An 18,780-nucleotide genomic window follows, 5' to 3' on the forward strand; every position below is an offset into this window, starting at 1 on the left:
TTTGTTAACTTATCTGACCACATGAGTAGATATTATTTATTTGATTAAGTTTAGTCGATAGTGGTGGGATAAATGCGGTATTTATTGTAATGAGGTAGCAAAAAATAATTTCTTAGTCACGGATAAGTTAAAAATAGCCATAATTATCTGGCGTTGTGTTTTGGTTAATTGGACGGCAGATAAGCGTGGCCAAAATTGTGTAACCTAGTCAGTTATACCGGCTCAATGTTTATGCCGATGATGTGAATCAGGGAAATGCCGGTGAGAGTGGCTTATTGGCCGATGCTGGTGGCGATGTTTGTGGGCGGCACCTTCGGTTACAGGGAAATCATGTGTGTGCTGATGATGCTCATCATGCAGATGTTGGTGCTCATGCGATAATTCATCATGAGTATGCTGATGCTCATGCTGTTCCGTCAGATGCAACCCGATCCCCACCGCCATCAGTAGCCCGGCGACGATTAATGTAAATGTGACAGTGTCACCCATTGCGATTGCCAATATGGCACCTAAAAAAGGCGCAATAGAGAAATAGGCACCGGTACGCGCCGTGCCGAGGTGACGTAATCCGATGACAAACAGCGCCAGACTGACGCCGTAAGCAAAAAAACCAACCAGTAAAGCGCTGAGCAGATTTGTCAGCGGTGGCATCGTCGCACCCAGAGCAAAAGCGAAGGTCAGATTCACCGCGCCAGCAACCAGCCCTTTGATAGCTGCAATCCAGGTGGCATCAGTTAACGAAACCTTGCGAGTCAGATTGTTATCAATTCCCCAGGCAAAGCACGCACCTAAAATAGCCAGTGTTGGCCCCAAACCGGCAAAATGCGCCTCTCCCGGCCAGCTTAAAATCACCGCACCGGCAACAATCACTATCATGCCCAAGGCGATACGGCGGTCAAAATTCTCTTTGAAAGCAAACCAGGCAAGCAGGGCGGTAAATACCCCTTCAGCATTGAGCAACAATGATGCTCCGGATGCAGGCATCCCCGTTAGCCCTATCATCAGCAGGACTGGAGCCACAATTCCGCCTGCGCTGATAGCACCGAGTAACCACAGTAATTCGTTACGGGGCAGGCGGACAGCCGCCGCGCGGGTTAGCAAACGATAGAGCGCCAAGCCGATACCCGAACCCAAATAGAGTAAACCTGCCAGTAGCCACGGGCTGACGGTATCGAGTAAGTGTTTTGCCAGCGGGGTGCCGGCACCAAACAGTACCGCGGCACTCAATGCGGCTAATACACCGGGTTGTCGCAGCCCATCATGCCATTTCATGGTGTTAACTCTGAGAGTAATGGAGGTGTGACAATGTTAACCGATGAAAAAGCCGGAAAACCATTTCTGTGGCAGAAAAAGTTAACCGGCTGCTATTATCGTTAATTATCAATTGTCTGTTTGTGAAACAACTCACGAAATACCGGGTAAATATCTTCTGGCTCACGGATATGTTGCATGGCAAAATTCGCAAAATTTGCCTCTAAATCTTCATATTCCCGCCACAAGGTTTGATGGGCACGGCGGGTTATCTCGATGTAGCTGTAGTAACGCACCATGGGCAGGATCTTTCTTGCCAGTAACTCATGACACAGCGGCGAGTCATCTGCCCAGTTGTCGCCATCAGAGGCTTGGGCGGCGTAGATATTCCACTGTGCCGGGTCATAGCGTTCTTGCACCACTTCATCCATCAACTTCAGTGCGCTGGAAACAATGGTGCCGCCGGTTTCTTGTGAGTAGAAAAACTCTTGCTCATCGACTTCTTTAGCTTGTGTATGGTGGCGAATATAGACCACGTCGACATTTTTATAGGTTCGGCTCAGGAACAGGTAAAGTAAGATGTAAAACCGCTTTGCCATGTCCTTGGTGGCTTGATCCATCGAACCTGACACATCCATTAGGCAGAACATTACCGCCTGGCTGGATGGCTCTGGACGACGCTCATAGTTTTTATAACGTAAATCGAAGGTATCGATAAAAGGTACTCTGGCGATTTTTTGCTTCAATTCGGCAATCGCTTTGCGCACCCGTTCTTCTTCGAGTAATTGGGCTGGTTCAGAGTGCTCCAGCACACTGAGCGTCTCTTCCAGTTCACGCAGTTCGCGGCGCTTACTGGCGGTCATGGCGGTACGACGGGCCAGCGAGTTTTGCAGCGAACGCACCACACTGATATTGGCCGGTACGCCGTTTGAGGTGTAACCCGCGCGATGAGTTTTGAATTCTGTCAGTTGTTTATGCTGATTTTTCTTTAAGTTGGGTAGGGCAAGGTCTTCAAATAAAAGATCCAGATATTCATCTTTAGAGATCTGAAAGACAAATTCATCTTCACCTTCACCATCTTGACTGGCATTACCCTGACCACTGCCGCTGCCACCACCACCTTGCGGGCGTTCCACCCGATCATTAGTGACAAAGTGGTCATTACCGGGGTGTACCCGGTGGCGCAATCCACCACGGCCCTGATGGAACATTGGCTCATTGATGTCGTCAATAGGAATCGATACTGATTCGCCACTTTCAATATCCGTTACCGACCTTTTGTTGATAGCATCGGAAATCGACTGTTTAATTTGCGCCTTATAGCGGCGCAAAAAGCGTTGGCGGTTAACCATGCTTTTATTCTTGCCGTTAAGTCGTCTGTCAATAAAGTAGCCCATAACTCCCCCTGCCTCTGTGCCCTACATCTTTCACGCTGTAGCTGTGCTGGCTGCCAACACAGCCACAACGCGAAAGCTGTACCTGCGATGTTAGGGTGGATCGATAACAGGTTATGATGATTTTCTTACCCGCAGATACCATTCGCACAGCAAACGAACTTGCTTGCGGGTATAACCTTTCTCCATCATTCGGTCGACAAAGTCATCATGTTTTTTCTGCTCATCCGTTGAGGTCTTGGCATTAAAGGAGATAACGGGCAATAACTCTTCCGTGTTGGAGAACATTTTCTTCTCGATAACGGTACGCAGCTTCTCATAACTGGTCCAATTTGGATTACGGCCATTATTATTGGCTCTGGCGCGCAACACAAAATTGACGATTTCATTACGGAAGTCTTTCGGGTTGCTGATACCCGCCGGTTTTTCAATTTTCTCCAGTTCAGCATTCAGTGCTTCACGGTCAAATAACTGCCCGGTATCTGGGTCACGATACTCTTGATCCTGAATCCAGAAATCGGCGTAGATAACATAACGGTCAAAAATGTTCTGACCATATTCAGAGTAGGATTCCAGGTAGGCAGTCTGGATCTCTTTACCGATAAATTCGGCGTATTTCGGGATCAAATAGCCTTTCAGATGCTCAAGGTATTTCTCTGCAACATCTTGTTGGAATTGTTCCCGCTCGATTTGCTGTTCCAGCACGTAGAACAGATGTACCGGGTTAGCGGCCACTTCGGCGTGATCAAAGTTAAATACCCTTGAGAGGATTTTAAAGGCAAAACGGGTAGAAAGGCCGTTCATCCCTTCGTCAACCCCCGCGTAGTCGCGATACTCCTGATACGACTTGGCTTTCGGATCGGTATCTTTCAGACTTTCACCGTCATAGACTCGCATTTTGGAGTAAATACTGGAGTTTTCCGGTTCTTTCATTCGGGAAAGAATCGAGAAACGTGCCAGTGTTTCCAGTGTGCCAGGCGCGCAAGGTGCGTGGGTTAATTCACTGTGATTCAACAGCTTGTCGTAAATTTTGATCTCTTCTGAGACACGCAAGCAATAAGGCACTTTGACGATATACACCCGGTCGAGGAATGCCTCGTTGTTTTTGTTATTACGGAAAGTGACCCACTCAGATTCGTTTGAGTGTGCGAGGATAATACCGCTGAATGGCAGGGCAGAGATCCCCTCGGTACCGTTATAGTTCCCTTCCTGCGTGGCGGTCAGTAATGGATGTAGCACCTTAATGGGCGCTTTGAACATCTCGACGAATTCCATAATCCCCTGGTTTGCACGGCACAATGCGCCGGAATAACCATAAGCATCGGGATCGTTTTGCGCGTGATTTTCCAGTTTACGGATATCTACTTTACCGACCAGTGCGGAGATATCCTGATTATTCTCATCACCCGGCTCAGTTTTCGCGATAGCTATCTGTTCAAGGATTGAGGGCCAAACTTTAATGACTTTGAATTTGGTAATATCACCACCAAAGTCATGCAAGCGCTTGGCCGCCCACGGCGACATAATGGTGCCAAGATAACGGCCAGGAATGTTGTACTCTTTGGCCAGAATTGCCGCATCTTCCTGCGGGTTGAATAAGCACAATGGATGGTCATTGACCGGGCTGCGCTCACCATTAGCACTTAAGATGTAGATAGGGACACGTTGCATCAGTGCTTTCAAGCGTTCAGCCAGTGATGATTTACCCCCACCGACCGGGCCGAGCAAGTAGAGGATCTGTTTCTTCTCTTCTAAGCCTTGGGCCGCATGTTTGAGATAGGAAACAATCTGTTCGATGGCTTCCTCCATACCATAGAATTCTTCAAAAGCAGGGTAGCGGGCGATAACCCGGTTAGAAAACAGCCGAGACATGCGGGACTCTAGCGCGGTATCAACCATGACTGGCTCACCAATTGCCATCAGCAAACGTTCAGCCGCATTGGCATATGCGCTGCGATCTTGCTGGCAGATGGTGAGGAACTCTTGCAGTGTGAACTCTTCGTCCTTGGCCGCTTCGTAGCGCTGGCGATAGTGATCAAATATGTTCATAGCGATGCCCGTCCTGTTTGAATGGTTGGGAACATAAAATAATAGTAGCGCTTTATTGGGTTAAAATTTTGAAACTACTACCTTATTGTTATGGTCGCGTCTCCTCTAAAGGTCAAGTGAGTCATTAACATAGATTTGTCACCCACCGAACAATAAATGACCACCAATTAGTGATTAAATCTATTTTTTATTTTATTACTAGCATTTTATATATGATTAATTAAGCTTATCTATTTGAATGTATCGTTATTTTATTGCAATCAAATCTACGTAAATTTTTTGGTTATCAGGGATAGGATAATGGGGGATAAGTTGTACTGGCGTTTTGGATGTCCACCTAAAATGTGTAAAAATTTCGCCACAGACAACTAATTGATTTACACTAGATCTGAGCAATATTTTGTTACTAACAGGATTTAATCAGTGAAAAAACATCATATAAAAATGACGCGCATGAAAACTCTGGCTGCTTTAACTATTGCCACGGCTATTTGTATGCCAGCGGCGATGGCAGGAACCTGGTCTCTGGGGGCGTCGGCATTGGTTAGCCCAGATCCCTATCGTGGCAAGAATGACCGCGTATATCCTGTACCCATCATTACTTACGAAAGTGATAATTTCTACTTTCGTACTTTAGCTGCGGGCTATTACTTGTGGAAAGATGATAATAACCGCTTATCAATTGATGCCTATTATTTGCCTCTACATTTTACGCCAGGCGACAGTGACGACCAGCAGATGAAGCAGTTGGATAAACGACGCAGCACCCTGATGGCGGGGATGTCATATTCTCACATTGAGGACTGGGGAACATTGCGAACCATGTTCTCAGGTGATGTGCTGGATAACAGCAACGGTTTTGTCGGGGATCTGGCCTATTTATACCGTTATACCGTCGATAGCTGGACACTGATACCCGGAGCCGGTGTGAGCTGGAACAGCAGTGACCAAAATGGTTATTACTATGGTGTCAGTGGCGCTGAATCCGCGCGCAGTGGCTTTGCGCAATATAACCCAAGCGATAGCTGGTCACCGTATTTGGAATTATCTGCTCATTACACTATCAACCCAAACTGGAATGCCTTCTTTACGGGCCGTTATATCCGTCTGTCCAATGAAGTGAAAAATAGCCCGGTGGTTGATAAATCCTATACCGGTGTGCTGTGGACTGGCGTGACTTATACTTTCCGCTGATAAATAAAGTAACACATTGAATCATAAAAAATGGGGCTAATGCCCCATTTTTACGTTTAAAATCAAGTGTTCTTACGGCTACGAAGCGTCATGGCTAACCGGGCTGGCGCATCTACCGTTGCGACCAATGGCTTACTCACCCGTGCGGTTTCAACGCAAACCATCGTCTTATAACCCTCATTGGGCATATCCACCATGCTGCTGGATAATTCAGCGCCTGGGTTCCAGGCAACCACATCACTCTGGTGATGGTGATGTATTTCAATGGTACGCTGCAACGCGGCATCTTTTATCAGGCTGTAGGCTTGAGGATGCGTATAAATCCGGTCTGTCTGGCCATTAAACACCAAATCACCGTGCTGGGTTGCATCCGCAACCTTCAATACTTTATCTAAGTATTTCTCACCCAGCCCACTGACTTTAATTTGGTTGATATCGCCAATCTGAAAGTATGTGTGCAGTGCTGCTTCCGCTTGATATTCACCGTGCGATTCCAACTCAACTTCACATTCATCACCCAATTTAAAGCGCGCGATTAAAGTGAACGCATGTGGCCATAGCTGACGAGAAGTGTCGCTATCTTCCAACGTGAAGGTCAGGATGACACCATTTTCATTCTCATCATGGGCGCTAAGTACCCACGGCAGAATACGAGCAAAGCCGTGTGAGGGTTGCGCCGTTGGGCCAAACCACGGCCAGCAAATGGGTACGCCGCCACGAATCGCCACACCCTCTTTAAACGGTGTGTTATTGCTCAGCCAAATAATCGGTTGTTCACCACTGGGTTGGTAAGCCAACAGATGGGCACCTTGCAGGCTTATGGCTGCACGAACTTTCGGATGAGAGACAACCACGACCGGTAATTCATCCAGTTGGCGCTGGCTGATATAGGGGGAGATTTGTTCGACAATAGGCAGAGTGAATACTTTCTCGTTCATTCGTTTGGCCTTATGAGCAAAGGGGCTGGATATCCATTGAACTTCAGACTCTTGATAATATCACAGGCTTAAAATCTTGCAGCACATCGCCGATAAAGTCGTGTGAATCATTGATATTGCGCAATTTTTTGTCGTGGAGCAACGGACGAAGGTTCGGAACACACTGTATCAACAATAAAAAAGCCACCCGAGGGTGGCTTTTGGCAGAAATCTACATCAATCCATTATTTGGAGATGTGAGAGATCAAATCCAGAACTTTGTTTGAGTAGCCAGTTTCGTTATCGTACCAAGAAACCAGTTTCACAAAGTTGTCGTTCAGCGCGATACCGGCTTTAGCATCGAATACTGAAGTTAGTTTTTCGCCGTTGAAATCGGTAGAAACAACGTCGTCTTCGGTGTAACCCAGAACGCCTTTCAGCTCGCCTTCTGAAGCCGCTTTGATGGCAGCACAGATTTCTTTGTAAGACGCTGGTTTTTCCAGACGTGCAGTCAGGTCAACAACTGAAACGTTAGGGGTAGGAACGCGGAACGCCATACCAGTCAGTTTGCCATTCAGTGCTGGGATAACTTTACCCACTGCTTTAGCTGCACCGGTAGAAGAAGGGATGATGTTCTGGGATGCGCCGCGGCCGCCGCGCCAGTCTTTGTGAGACGGGCCATCAACAGTTTTCTGAGTTGCGGTAGTGGCATGAACAGTGGTCATCAGTGCTTCAACGATACCGAACTTGTCGTTGATAACTTTAGCCAGTGGAGCCAGGCAGTTAGTAGTACAAGAAGCGTTAGAAACGATTTCCTGACCTGCGTATTCTTTATGGTTAACACCCATAACGAACATAGGGGTATCGTCTTTAGACGGGCCAGTCAGAACCACTTTCTTAGCACCTGCTGCGATGTGCTTACGTGCAGTTTCGTCAGTCAGGAACAGGCCAGTTGCTTCGGCAACAACGTCAACCTTAACTTCGTTCCACTTCAGGTTAGCCGGATCTCTCTCTGCGGTAACACGGATGGTTTTACCGTTAACAACCAGATGGCCGTCTTTTACTTCTACAGTACCGTCGAAACGACCGTGGGTAGAGTCGTATTTCAGCATGTACGCCATGTATTCAGCGTCCAACAGGTCGTTGATTGCAACGATTTCGATGTCAGAACGTTCCTGAGCAGCACGGAAAACAATGCGACCGATACGGCCAAAACCGTTGATACCTACTTTGATAGTCATATATTCCACCAGCTATTTGTTAGTGAATAAAAGGTTGGTTGTAAAATTACAAAAACCTTACCGAGCGTCAAGCGGAATCGTGTCAATTATTGCTACAAATCAAACCAACAACGGTAGATCGAACATTAATCGCACGTTTCCAGATTCGATTAGCCTCATTTTTATATTGGGGCGAATTATTCAGTTTAAAGTGAGAATCAGTAATATTTGCGATTTTTATCGTATTTATACCCAAAATGATTGGCGTTGCAGGTAGGCAGCTAGCGAACGAATCCCGATGAGCTTACATGAGTAAGTGATTCGGGTGAATGAGCATAGCTAACAACCCTGCGGCGTCAAGTATAAAGGGTATATGCGGTTGCCGCTTCGATGGCATACAGTTTAGGACAATTTTAACTGCTTTGTTGTTAATTTTTTGTTATTATTAGGCATTGTTTTCGTTGATTTTATTCCCTGCCAGAGAAGCGCACAAATGGCTAAACAACTGAACCCTGCACAAGATATTGAGAAACTGTCCGATATTCAGCGTCATGTCACCCAACAGCGCGGGACAGAAGCCCCTTTTAGTGGCAAATTGCTGCATAACAAACGCGATGGCATCTATGAGTGCCTGTGTTGTCATCAACCTTTATTTATCTCAGAATCGAAATTTGACTCTGGCTGTGGTTGGCCGAGTTTTTACCAACCTATCAAAGATGACTCTATCCGCTATATTGATGATAATTCACATAATATGCAGCGAATTGAAATTCGCTGTGGTCATTGTGATGCCCACTTGGGGCATGTATTCCCTGACGGGCCGCAGCCTACAGGCGAGCGCTATTGCGTGAACTCGGCGTCATTGAACTTTGTTGATGACCAGAATGGCGAACAGATTGCGGGCTGATAACGGCTTGGTATGCAGTTTGAAAAAACGATTCAGCTTATTATTCGTTTATCTAAGGATGCTCTGATGGAGCTTGAAGACCTGATTTCCGTGATGACACCTGAAATCTACCAGCGCTTGATGCAAGCGGTAGAGTTAGGTAAATGGCCAGACGGTGTGGTTTTGACGCCAGAACAAAAAGAGAACAGCTTACAGATGGTGATGCTGTGGCAGGCCCGTCACAACAAGGATGCGCAGCATATGAGTATCGGCACCGATGGGCAGATAGTGATGAAAACCAAGCAAGAGTTGAAGCAGCAGTTTAGCCAACCGATGCTGGCAAAGTTGAAGCCTGAGTAAGGTGTTTTAAGCGGTATTACTGGCGCAGGAAGAGCGTTCTCACTGCGCCACTATTAGCGCCGACTTAGGGGTTAATGACCAAACTATTACCCCGCTGAACTGACTTCAGCAAGATTGGGTTGCGACTAAAAATTGTTGCAATGTGAGTTGCTGTGCACCTGCATCGCTCATGGCTTTAAATGCTAACGCACTGTCCTGCGGTTGCAGATTGACCCCACGGCAACCGTCGCTGATCACGGTTGTTTTATAGCCCAGCGCTAATGCATCAAGCACGCTGTATTTCACGCAGTAATCTGTCGCCAGCCCCATAATGAACAAATTCTCCACGCCTTGCTGCTTTAACCATGCATCCAATGGCGTTTTGGCTCGTTTCCCATTATCAAAGAAAGCGCTATAACTATCGATGTCTGGATCTTGCCCCTTACGGAAAACCTGTTCGATGGCATCTTGCTGTAGCAGAGGATGAAAGGCGGCCCCAGCTTGGTGCTGAACGCAATGAACCGGCCACCAGACTTGCACCAGCCCATTCAACTCGCCAATAGTTCCCTGTTTGGCATTTGAATTGATGGCAAAGCTGCGGTGTTCGGCAGGGTGCCAATCCTGACTGGCGATAACGGGGATCTGTTGTGCGATACAAGCCCCGATCGCCTGGTTAGCAATCTCAATGACACGGTCGCCTTCTGCGACAGCTAACGCGCCACCTGGGCAGAAATCATTTTGCAAATCAATCAAGAGTAGGGCTGTGTTCATTGAAACTCCGCAGGATCAATTCGTGTCGGTTAATTCGCCGCGCAAGTTCTGCTGCATCAACTCGCGGATCTCTTCAGGCGTGAGCGCCTGGCTCAATAAATAATGCAGCTTTGTCAGGGCGGCTTCAACGGTCATGTCAAATCCACTGATCACCCCCGCGTTAGCTAATGCATTGCCAGTGGCGTAACCGTCCATATTGACCCGGCCAGAAATGCATTGCGTCAGATTCACCACCACAATACCGCGCTCGCTGGCATTTTTTAACTCATCCAATAATTCGGCTTTCTGTGGGGCATTGCCCACCCCGTATGAGCGTAAAATGAGCGCCTTTACCGGCTGAAGCAAGAAGTTACGCACTACCGCACCGGATATTCCTGGATAAATCGTCACCACTCCAATGGGCTGAGGTGTAATGCTATGCACAATCAATGGCCCATTATTGACCGGTGACTCAACGGACACCATACGACGGATATGAATCCCGGCTTCAAGCAACACCGAGAGATTGGGTGAAGCGAAAGCATCAAAACCATCGGCATGAGCTTTAGTGGTGCGGTTGCCACGGAACAGTTTGTTATTGAAGAATAAGCTGACTTCATTCACCGGATGATTAGCCGCCAGATAGAGCGCATTTAGCAAGTTGGTTTGCCCATCAGAGCGTAATTCTGCTAAGGGAATTTGTGACCCTGTCACAATGACCGGCTTCGCCAGGTTCTCCAACATAAAAGAGAGTGCCGAGGCGGTAAACGCCATCGTGTCAGTACCGTGCAGAATCACAAAACCGTCATACAAATCATAATTCTGCTGAATGTCATTAGCGATATGCTGCCAATCCTCTGGTGTCATATCAGAGGAGTCAATTAACGGGGCGTATTCATGGATAGTAAAATCAGGCATTTCTGGCCGATGGAACTCAGGCATCAAGGCCAATTGGCGCTGCAAGTGGCCAGATACCGGGATATAGCCGTGATCAGAACGTTGCATACCAATAGTACCGCCGGTGTAGGCGACATAAATAGATTTCTTCTGCATGGCGGGGTGACCTGAAAATGAGTGCGAAGTGAGATGAGTGAATTATAGGGAGCCTGACGAATAAAAAAAGCCCGGCAGGTGCCGGGCGGAGTATTTATCTTTCATTTGGTGAATTATCTAGCGGACATCACCACAATTTAAGCATAACGCATAGCGATTCTGCGGATCGTTCAAGGTGTTAAGCAAACTCGGTTTATCTTTAACGGCCTGTGCCATCGCAGATATCGGAGCCGGTAGCATCGCTTGAATGGCTGAAGGTAGTATCGCCTGAATGGATACGTTCATTTGACCCAAGATCATATCGCTCAGGCTTGGCTCATCAATAAACCAGTTCAACTGCCAGGTTTTCAGTTGTGCCAGTTCAGCGACTTTCTTAACGGCGTCGTCAAAATCTCCCAACTGGTCTACCAGACCATTACTTTTGGCGTCCACGCCTATCCACACATGGCCCTGAGCGATTTGATCCACCTGCTCTGGCGTTTTGTGGCGAGAGGTTGCCACCAGGTCAATAAAGGTCTTATAGCCATTTTCGATATTAATTTGCATCATCTGAGCGAACTCAGGTGGCAAGTTTTTGGTGATGGAGATATCAGCCAGTGGTGACGTTGCTACGCCATCGGTGTGTACGCCAATACTTTCCAGCGTATTTTGGAAGGTATTAATCACACCGAATATTCCAATCGAACCGGTCAGGGTGCTCGGGCTGGCGACAATATAGTTCGCCGGTGTTGAGATCCAATAGCCACCAGAGGCTGCCATTCCACCCATTGACACCACCAATGGCTTATTAGCCGCGCGCAGTGCGGTCAATTCAGAGCGAATCAACTCAGAGGCGCTCACGCTGCCGCCTGGGCTGTTTACCCGCAGGACAACCGCTTTAATCTTCGGATCTAACCGTGCCTGACGGATTTGAGCTGCCAGCGTATCGCCGCCGACGTTGCCCGGTGTTTGTGGCCCATCAATAATCGCTCCGTTAGCAAAAATAACCGCTATCTGGCCGCCTTGTTGTGGGACAGCCATCGGCTGATAGTCATAGATACTGACGTAATTAAAGTCATTACTCTTTTTATCCCAGCCGAAGGTTTTGACCAACTCAGTCTCAACATCAGGGCGTGAAGCCAACTGATCAACCAATTTACTGGTGAGCGCGTATTGGGCAGGAGAGCCGCCCGCGGCTTGCAATCCACTGATCACGCCAGCCGCGCCGGGGAACAGTTGCTCAGGTGTTAATTGGCGGTTAGCCGCGACCGCGGTGAGGTAGTTGTGCCATAAACCGCCAATCCAACGGCTATCCGCTTCACGGGCTGCTGGTGACATATCATCACGGATCATGGGTTCGACCGCAGACTTATAGGTTCCGACGCGGAAGATATTGGTGGTGACCTGAAGTTTTTCCAGCAACGATTTGTAATAAAGGTTATTACTGGCAAAACCATGTAAATCCACCGCACCTTGGGGTGACAGGTAAATTTTATTGGCAAAACTGGCTAAATAATATTGGGTTTGATTGTAACTATCGCCAATAGCATAAATGGGTTTACCACTGTCACGGAACTCACGCAGTGCTTTACCCATATATTGTAGCGACGGTTGATCCGCGCCGGTAAAATCACTCAGTGATAGCACCAGGCCGGTAATATTATTATCGTTTTTTGCTAAACGGATAGTATCAACGATATCGAACAGCGAGTTTTCCTGTAAACGATTACTGGATGACCCTAATAACTCGCGGCCCAATTGACGCAACTTATTATTGACGGCCGGTTGATCCACCACCACGCCAGTTAAATTAACCAGCAAAGCGCCTTTAACCGGTTCGACCGGTTTGCTTTGAAACTGAAGGTAAATACCGACGCCGACTAAAATGAGCAGTATCAGGAAAAGATTAAGAATAAACTCTCTGACAAAATTCAGCAGACGCCATGTCCACTTGAAAAAGCCAGCAATAATTCGCCACAAAGTGCGCATGTTATCTCCAACAAAACCGAGCAAGTAGGGATATCCTAATGACCTGACGAATAAAAGTCAGCTTTAAATCACTGTTGAGCCTAGCTGAAAGGTCAACGCTGGCAACAAAACGACAACTTATGCTACCTTGCTGAAAATGAAAATCGTTATCAGGAGAAAATGATGGATGCATTAGAACTGTTACTTAACCGCCGTTCGGCATCACGTTTAGCGGCTCCGGCCCCAGTTGGAGAGGCGTTAGGCCATATTATTCACGCCGGAATGCGAGCACCGGATCATGGCACATTGCAGCCCTGGCGCTTTGTTTTGATCGAAAATGACGGGCTGGAGCGTTTTAGTCAGTTGTTACAAAAAGCCGTTCAACATGATGGTGCGGATGATGCGGTGCTGGAGAAAGCGAAAAATGCGCCTTTCCGCGCACCACTGATTATTACCGTGATTGCCCACATTACTGAAAATGGCAAAGTGCCTAACTGGGAACAGGTGGTTTCTGCCGGTTGTGCGGTGCAAGCGATGCAAATGGCAGCTTTGGCACAAGGCTTTAATGGTATCTGGCGTACCGGCTCCTGGACTCACCATCCGGTTGTTCGTCAAGGTTTTGCCTGCCGTGAACAAGATGAAATTGTCGGTTTTCTCTATCTCGGTACTCCGTTACTGAAGTCTTCGACCAAAGTGACCCCACCGGATTACAGCACTTTTGTTCGCCACTTCTAACAATAACCTCGTTTTTGTCAGGTGGCCGTGACGCAACTTTTGCCTTTTTCCGGCAATATGCTGCGTTTTCGGCTGCTTTGTGACCAACCTATCTGCCCGACCACCGCACTGTACTTACCAAGACATGCTATAGACGCTACCATAGGCTGTTGGGATATTGGCCCTGCGTGCATCATTCCTGACCGAATAGCCTTATTTATTGATTAACGTGCTCATTATTGAACCACCAAACGGGAGAGTGTTATGACATCGCCAGCGATACGTCTTACTCAATACAGCCACGGAGCGGGCTGCGGTTGCAAAATTTCACCGAAAGTATTGGATAAAATTTTGCACTCCGAGCAACAGCAGTTTTTTGATCCCCGTTTGTTGGTAGGGAATGAAACCCGTGATGACGCCGCCGTTTATGATATCGGCAGTGGTGTTGGGATTATCAGCACTACCGATTTTTTTATGCCGATCGTTGACGATCCATTCGATTTTGGCCGCATTGCTGCAACAAATGCTATCAGTGATATCTATGCGATGGGCGGCAAACCGATTATGGCGATAGCCATTCTGGGCTGGCCGATTGATAAGCTGGCACCCGAAATCGCCCGACGGGTTATCGAAGGTGGGCGGCAGGTTTGCCAACAAGCAGGTATTTCCCTGGCCGGAGGCCATTCTATCGATGCACCGGAGCCGATTTTTGGTTTAGCGGTCACGGGGGTGGTCAGTACCGAGCAGGTAAAGAAAAATAGTGCGGCAAAAGCGGGATGCAAACTATTTCTAACCAAACCCTTAGGTATCGGCATTTTAACGACGGCTGAGAAGAAAAGTAAATTGCGGTCAGAGCATCAAGGCGTTGCTACGGAAACCATGTGTCAGTTGAATAAATCGGGCGCTGATTTTGCGCATATCCCCGGTGTCACCGCAATGACGGATGTGACCGGGTTTGGCTTGCTCGGCCATTTGAGCGAAATATGCCAGGGTTCAGGCGTTCAGGCGACGTTGCATTTCTCCGCTATCCCGCGTTTACCTGCCGTCGAAGACTATATCGCTGAAGGGTGTGTACCCGGCGGTACGGAGCGAAACTTTGACAGCTATGGTCATCTGATCGGCGTAATGTCTGACTTACAGCGAACGTTGCTATGCGACCCACAAACGTCGGGGGGGTTACTGTTGGCCGTGCTGCCTGATGCAGAGGCTGATGTGCAGGTGATTGCGGCGCAATATGGCATAACACTCAACCCTATTGGTGAGTTAACTAAGGCTGTGAGTGGCCGGGCGCTGATTGAGATTGCAGAATGACTTTTCCTTGGATGTCTTTTTTTATGTATTCGTGCGGTGAATGATGCGACTGTTTATTGCCGAAAAACCCAGTTTGGCGCGGGCAATTGCGGATATTTTGCCAAAACCGCATCGTCGGGGTGATGGATTCATTGCCTGTGGCAATGATCAAATGGTGACCTGGTGTGTCGGCCATTTACTGGAACAGGCCCAACCGGATGCTTACGACAGCCGTTATGCTCGCTGGTCACTGGCCGATTTACCGATTATTCCCGAAAAATGGCAGCTACAGCCACGTCCCTCAGTCAGTAAACAACTGAATGTTATCAAGCGATTGTTGCTGCAAGCCGATGAAGTGGTCCATGCCGGTGACCCTGATCGTGAAGGGCAACTGCTGGTTGATGAAGTATTGGACTATTTGGATTTGGTCGCAGAGAAGCGGCAAAATGTACGCCGCTGCTTGATTAACGATTTAAACCCGCAAGCCGTGGAGCGCGCCGTGGAGCGATTGCGCTATAACCGCGAGTTTATTCCGCTTTGTGTCTCCGCCCTGGCGCGGGCCAGAGCAGATTGGCTCTACGGCATTAATATGACGCGGGCCTATACCATTCTTGGGCGTAATGCGGGCTACGACGGTGTCTTATCGGTCGGCCGGGTACAAACGCCGGTATTAGGGCTGGTGGTGCGCCGCGATGAAGAAATAGAAGATTTTGTTGCCAAAGATTTTTTTGAAGTCAAAGCCCATATCGTCACACCGGCTGATGAGCGCTTTATTGCGCTATGGCAGCCGAGTGATTCTTGCGAATCTTATCAGGATGAAGAAGGGCGCTTGTTACACCGGCCACTGGCTGAACATGTGGTTAATCGCATCACGGGTCAGCCTGCATTTGTAACTTCCTATAATGATAAACGGGAATCAGAAACCGCTCCGTTGCCATTCTCGCTTTCTACCTTGCAGATTGAAGCGGCAAAACGATTCGGGTTAAGTGCGCAGCAAGTGCTGGATATTTGCCAGCGTTTATATGAAACGCACAAATTGCTTACGTATCCTCGTTCGGATTGCCGATACCTACCTGAAGAACATTTTGCCGGGCGTCATGCGGTACTCAATGCCATCAGTATTCATCAGGCTGATTTGTTGCCGCTGGAAGTGATGGACAGTGATAGGCGTAATCGCTGTTGGGATGACAAAAAAGTGGATGCCCACCATGCCATTATCCCGACGGCGCGGACAAGTAAGGTGAATCTGACGGTAGATGAGGGCAAGGTTTACCGGCTGGTGGCACAACAATATTTGATGCAGTTTTGCCCTGATGCGCAGTTTCGTAAATGTGTTATTGAACTGGATATTGCCGGGGGGAAATTTGTCGCTAAAGCCCGTTTTCTGGCCGAGGCGGGCTGGCGAACCTTATTAGGCAGTAAAGAGCGTGATGAAGAGAATGAAGGTGCGCCTTTGCCGGTGGTTGAGAAGGGCGCTGAATTATTGTGTGAGCGCGGGGAGGTTGTCGAGCGGCAAACTCAGCCCCCACGGCCATTCACCGATGCCAGCTTATTATCTGCCATGACCGGTATTGCGCGCTTTGTGCAGGATAAAGAGTTGAAGAAAGTGTTACGCGCCACCGACGGTTTAGGTACAGAAGCAACCCGTGCCGGCATCATCGAATTGCTCTTTAAGCGAACGTTTTTGTTTAAGAAAGGGCGTTATATCCATGCCAGCCCCGCAGGGAGAGCATTAATTCATGCATTGCCTGATATTGCCGCACGGCCAGATATGACGGCACACTGGGAGTCAACGCTGACACAAATCAGTGAGAAAAACTGTCGTTATCAGGATTTTATGCAACCGCTGGTGGCCACGTTGCAGAGTTTAATCAGTCAGGCAAAACAAAATCGGTCACCTCAGGCTTTCCGTGGGTTGCCAGCCGCGCCTTCGGCTGCGGCAACCCAAAAACGTAAGAGAACACCGTCTAAGGCCAAGGAGAATAAAGCATGAGAACATGGGGAGTGTTGGGCTGTATTAGCTTTGTTACGCTGATGTCTGGTGCGGCAATGGCTAACCGTAACAATGTTGATGTCGTGGTGCCACTGCCGCCAGAGGTATGGAATAACTCAGCAAATCGTAATACTAACAATAACCTCTGTACTCGCTGTTGCGTTTATCAAAACCAGAACTATTCGGAGGGCGCGGTATTACGCGTGGACGGTGAGGTGTTACAATGTGTGCGAGATTCAAACGTTATTGGTACCAACCCACTGATTTGGAAACGATTAACCCGATAATGGCTAATTAATGACGGCCTGCTGCCGGGAGATAAATGCGTCCAGCAGTGGAATATCAGCGGGAGCTAACGGGTAGAGATAAGCCTGCTGCGGTGTCAGCCAGACAATTGCCGAGTGGCAATTTAGCTCTGGTTCACCGCTGAAATGTATCACATGCCAGCCATGCAGGCGGATAGTCTGGTGGCCCGAATCCCACTGATTGGTTCCAATATAGCCAGATATCGTCGCTTCAATCCCCAGTTCTTCAGACAATTCACGCATCAGCGCCTGAGGTTGGCTTTCTTCAGCCTCAACCTTGCCGCCAGGAAACTCCCATAAACCGGCCTGATCACGATCTGCATCTCGTCGAGCCAATAAGATCTTTCCATCTTGTTCTATTATTGCGGCAACGACATCAATCATTTTAGGAAAACCTTCATTTTGGCTAACATCTACTGTGCTGGGCTTATTGCTGAAATCGAAGATAGGTAACATTGAGAAATGGCCCCATTTTCATGCGGGGCCAATAGGCATCAGAGCGCGAATTCAGACCATACCGGCGCGTGGTCTGACGGTTTTTCCATGCTGCGGATATCGTAATCAATCCCCGTGGCAATGCAGCGAGCGGCCAGCGGTTGGCTGGCTAGCAATAAATCTATGCGTAAGCCCCTGTTTTCATCAAACCCGCGTGAACGGTAATCAAACCATGAAAACTGCTGATTACAATCAGGATTTGCTGCGCGGAAAGTATCAACCAAGCCCCAATTTTGTAAGCGTTCCAGCCATGCCCGCTCTTCTGGCAGGAATGAGCATTTACCGGTACGCAGCCAGCGTTTACGGCTCTCCTCACCAATACCGATATCCAGATCGGTCGGGCTGATATTTAAATCACCCATAATCAGCACTTGCGCATCGGCAGAAAGTTGTTGTTCCAGATAATTTTGTAAGTCTGCATAAAAACGCTCTTTAGCTGGAAACTTAGTGGGGTGGTCGCGACTTTCCCCTTGCGGGAAGTAGCCATTAATGACCGTTAATGGGCCTTGCGGTGTAGCGATATCTGCCATAATAATCCGACGTTGAGCATCTTCTTCATCGGTAGGGAAACCACGACGCACCGCTAAAGGCTCTTGCTTGGTCAGTAATGCAACACCGTAATGGCCTTTCTGCCCATGATAAAATACGTGATAACCATGTTGGCTAACGTCTTCCAGAGGAAACATATCGTCATGCACCTTTGTTTCCTGAAGACCAATGACATCGGGCTGGTGTTGCTCGATTATAGCCGCTAGTTGATGAGGTCTTGCACGTAGGCCATTGATATTAAAAGAAACAAATTTCATGATCAGCACCGTTTATCGCTAAAAAAGTAGATGAATTTTAACAGAAACAGAGTGAAAATGTAATGCACTGTCGGCGGCTAATGTTAGCTAAATAGGCGTGCGTTGCGATATTAGGTGTTAACCCGTGTGACGGTACTTAATGATCTCAAATCATGTAAATCTTTAAAGTGTCAATAT

At 48.0% G+C, this 18,780-nt stretch carries 17 protein-coding genes; 7 read left to right on the top strand and 10 right to left on the bottom strand.

Annotated elements, in window-relative coordinates; all coding sequences use genetic code 11:
• Positions 1-222: 222 nt before the first annotated feature.
• From YALDO0001_RS00745 to yeaG, 3 genes are all read right to left on the bottom strand, one after another.
• A complete protein-coding gene (locus YALDO0001_RS00745; protein ID WP_004699096.1) occupies positions 223-1,272 on the bottom strand; it encodes a DMT family transporter in 1,050 nt (349 codons plus the stop codon).
• 101 nt (positions 1,273-1,373) lie between these two features.
• Positions 1,374-2,648 carry a YeaH/YhbH family protein gene (locus tag YALDO0001_RS00750; RefSeq protein WP_004699098.1) on the bottom strand — a complete coding sequence of 425 codons (1,275 nt, stop codon included), beginning with the start codon at positions 2,646-2,648 and terminating at the stop codon, positions 1,374-1,376.
• Between the two features lie 111 nt (positions 2,649-2,759).
• Positions 2,760-4,694 carry a protein kinase YeaG gene (gene yeaG / locus YALDO0001_RS00755; protein WP_004699100.1) on the bottom strand — a complete coding sequence of 645 codons (1,935 nt, stop codon included), beginning with the start codon at positions 4,692-4,694 and terminating at the stop codon, positions 2,760-2,762.
• A gap of 444 nt (positions 4,695-5,138) precedes the next feature.
• Here yeaG and YALDO0001_RS00760 point away from each other — a divergent pair, with 444 nt between their 5' ends.
• Positions 5,139-5,888, top strand: a complete 750-nt coding sequence (locus YALDO0001_RS00760; RefSeq protein WP_427926912.1) for a MipA/OmpV family protein — start codon at positions 5,139-5,141, stop codon at positions 5,886-5,888.
• A 62-nt stretch (positions 5,889-5,950) separates the two neighbouring features.
• Here the strand turns inward: YALDO0001_RS00760 and YALDO0001_RS00765 are convergent, their stop codons facing one another.
• Together YALDO0001_RS00765 and gapA are read right to left on the bottom strand one after the other, a co-directional pair.
• Entirely contained in the window at positions 5,951-6,826 is an 876-nt protein-coding gene (locus YALDO0001_RS00765) for a D-hexose-6-phosphate mutarotase (protein WP_004699102.1), read from the bottom strand.
• 224 nt (positions 6,827-7,050) lie between these two features.
• Entirely contained in the window at positions 7,051-8,046 is a 996-nt protein-coding gene (gene gapA / locus YALDO0001_RS00770) for a glyceraldehyde-3-phosphate dehydrogenase (protein WP_042545980.1), read from the bottom strand.
• A gap of 472 nt (positions 8,047-8,518) precedes the next feature.
• Between gapA and msrB the strand changes: the two genes are divergently transcribed.
• Together msrB and YALDO0001_RS00780 are read left to right on the top strand one after the other, a co-directional pair.
• The gene (msrB, locus tag YALDO0001_RS00775; protein WP_042839183.1) at positions 8,519-8,932 is read left to right on the top strand and encodes a peptide-methionine (R)-S-oxide reductase MsrB; all 414 of its coding nucleotides are present in this window, start codon (positions 8,519-8,521) and stop codon (positions 8,930-8,932) included.
• 66 nt (positions 8,933-8,998) lie between these two features.
• Positions 8,999-9,271, top strand: a complete 273-nt coding sequence (locus YALDO0001_RS00780; protein WP_042548464.1) for a YeaC family protein — start codon at positions 8,999-9,001, stop codon at positions 9,269-9,271.
• Positions 9,272-9,376: 105 nt separating this feature from the next.
• On the opposite strand, the gene pncA is transcribed toward YALDO0001_RS00780, so the two are convergent.
• From pncA to sppA, 3 genes are all read right to left on the bottom strand, one after another.
• Entirely contained in the window at positions 9,377-10,021 is a 645-nt protein-coding gene (gene pncA / locus YALDO0001_RS00785) for a bifunctional nicotinamidase/pyrazinamidase (protein ID WP_042839184.1), read from the bottom strand.
• 15 nt (positions 10,022-10,036) lie between these two features.
• Positions 10,037-11,053, bottom strand: coding sequence for an asparaginase (gene ansA / locus YALDO0001_RS00790; RefSeq protein WP_004699110.1), 1,017 nt, complete (start codon positions 11,051-11,053; stop codon positions 10,037-10,039).
• Between the two features lie 117 nt (positions 11,054-11,170).
• Entirely contained in the window at positions 11,171-13,021 is a 1,851-nt protein-coding gene (gene sppA / locus YALDO0001_RS00795) for a signal peptide peptidase SppA (protein WP_004699113.1), read from the bottom strand.
• 162 nt (positions 13,022-13,183) lie between these two features.
• On the opposite strand from sppA, the gene YALDO0001_RS00800 reads away from it, so the two are divergent.
• The 4 genes from YALDO0001_RS00800 to YALDO0001_RS00815 all read left to right on the top strand — a co-directional run bounded on the left by YALDO0001_RS00800 (position 13,184) and on the right by YALDO0001_RS00815 (position 17,284).
• The gene (locus YALDO0001_RS00800) at positions 13,184-13,735 is read left to right on the top strand and encodes an NAD(P)H nitroreductase (protein ID WP_042839185.1); all 552 of its coding nucleotides are present in this window, start codon (positions 13,184-13,186) and stop codon (positions 13,733-13,735) included.
• Positions 13,736-13,978: 243 nt separating this feature from the next.
• Positions 13,979-15,025 carry a selenide, water dikinase SelD gene (selD, locus tag YALDO0001_RS00805; protein WP_004699118.1) on the top strand — a complete coding sequence of 349 codons (1,047 nt, stop codon included), beginning with the start codon at positions 13,979-13,981 and terminating at the stop codon, positions 15,023-15,025.
• 43 nt (positions 15,026-15,068) lie between these two features.
• Positions 15,069-16,997: a DNA topoisomerase III gene (locus YALDO0001_RS00810; RefSeq protein ID WP_042839186.1), complete on the top strand. Its 1,929-nt coding sequence runs from the start codon at positions 15,069-15,071 to the stop codon at positions 16,995-16,997.
• Entirely contained in the window at positions 16,994-17,284 is a 291-nt protein-coding gene (locus tag YALDO0001_RS00815; protein ID WP_042839187.1) for a DUF1496 domain-containing protein, read from the top strand. The genes YALDO0001_RS00810 and YALDO0001_RS00815 overlap by 4 nt, the downstream gene beginning before the upstream one ends.
• A 3-nt stretch (positions 17,285-17,287) precedes the next feature.
• Here YALDO0001_RS00815 and YALDO0001_RS00820 read toward each other — a convergent pair whose 3' ends face one another.
• Complete coding sequence (locus tag YALDO0001_RS00820; protein ID WP_042839216.1) at positions 17,288-17,686, bottom strand: pyrimidine (deoxy)nucleoside triphosphate diphosphatase; 399 nt, start codon at positions 17,684-17,686, stop codon at positions 17,288-17,290.
• 110 nt (positions 17,687-17,796) lie between these two features.
• The gene (gene xthA / locus YALDO0001_RS00825; RefSeq protein WP_042839188.1) at positions 17,797-18,603 is read right to left on the bottom strand and encodes an exodeoxyribonuclease III; all 807 of its coding nucleotides are present in this window, start codon (positions 18,601-18,603) and stop codon (positions 17,797-17,799) included.
• Positions 18,604-18,780 lie beyond the last annotated feature (177 nt).

Origin of the sequence: Yersinia aldovae ATCC 35236 (assembly GCF_000173735.1) — a bacterium.
Classification (GTDB): domain Bacteria; phylum Pseudomonadota; class Gammaproteobacteria; order Enterobacterales; family Enterobacteriaceae; genus Yersinia; species Yersinia aldovae.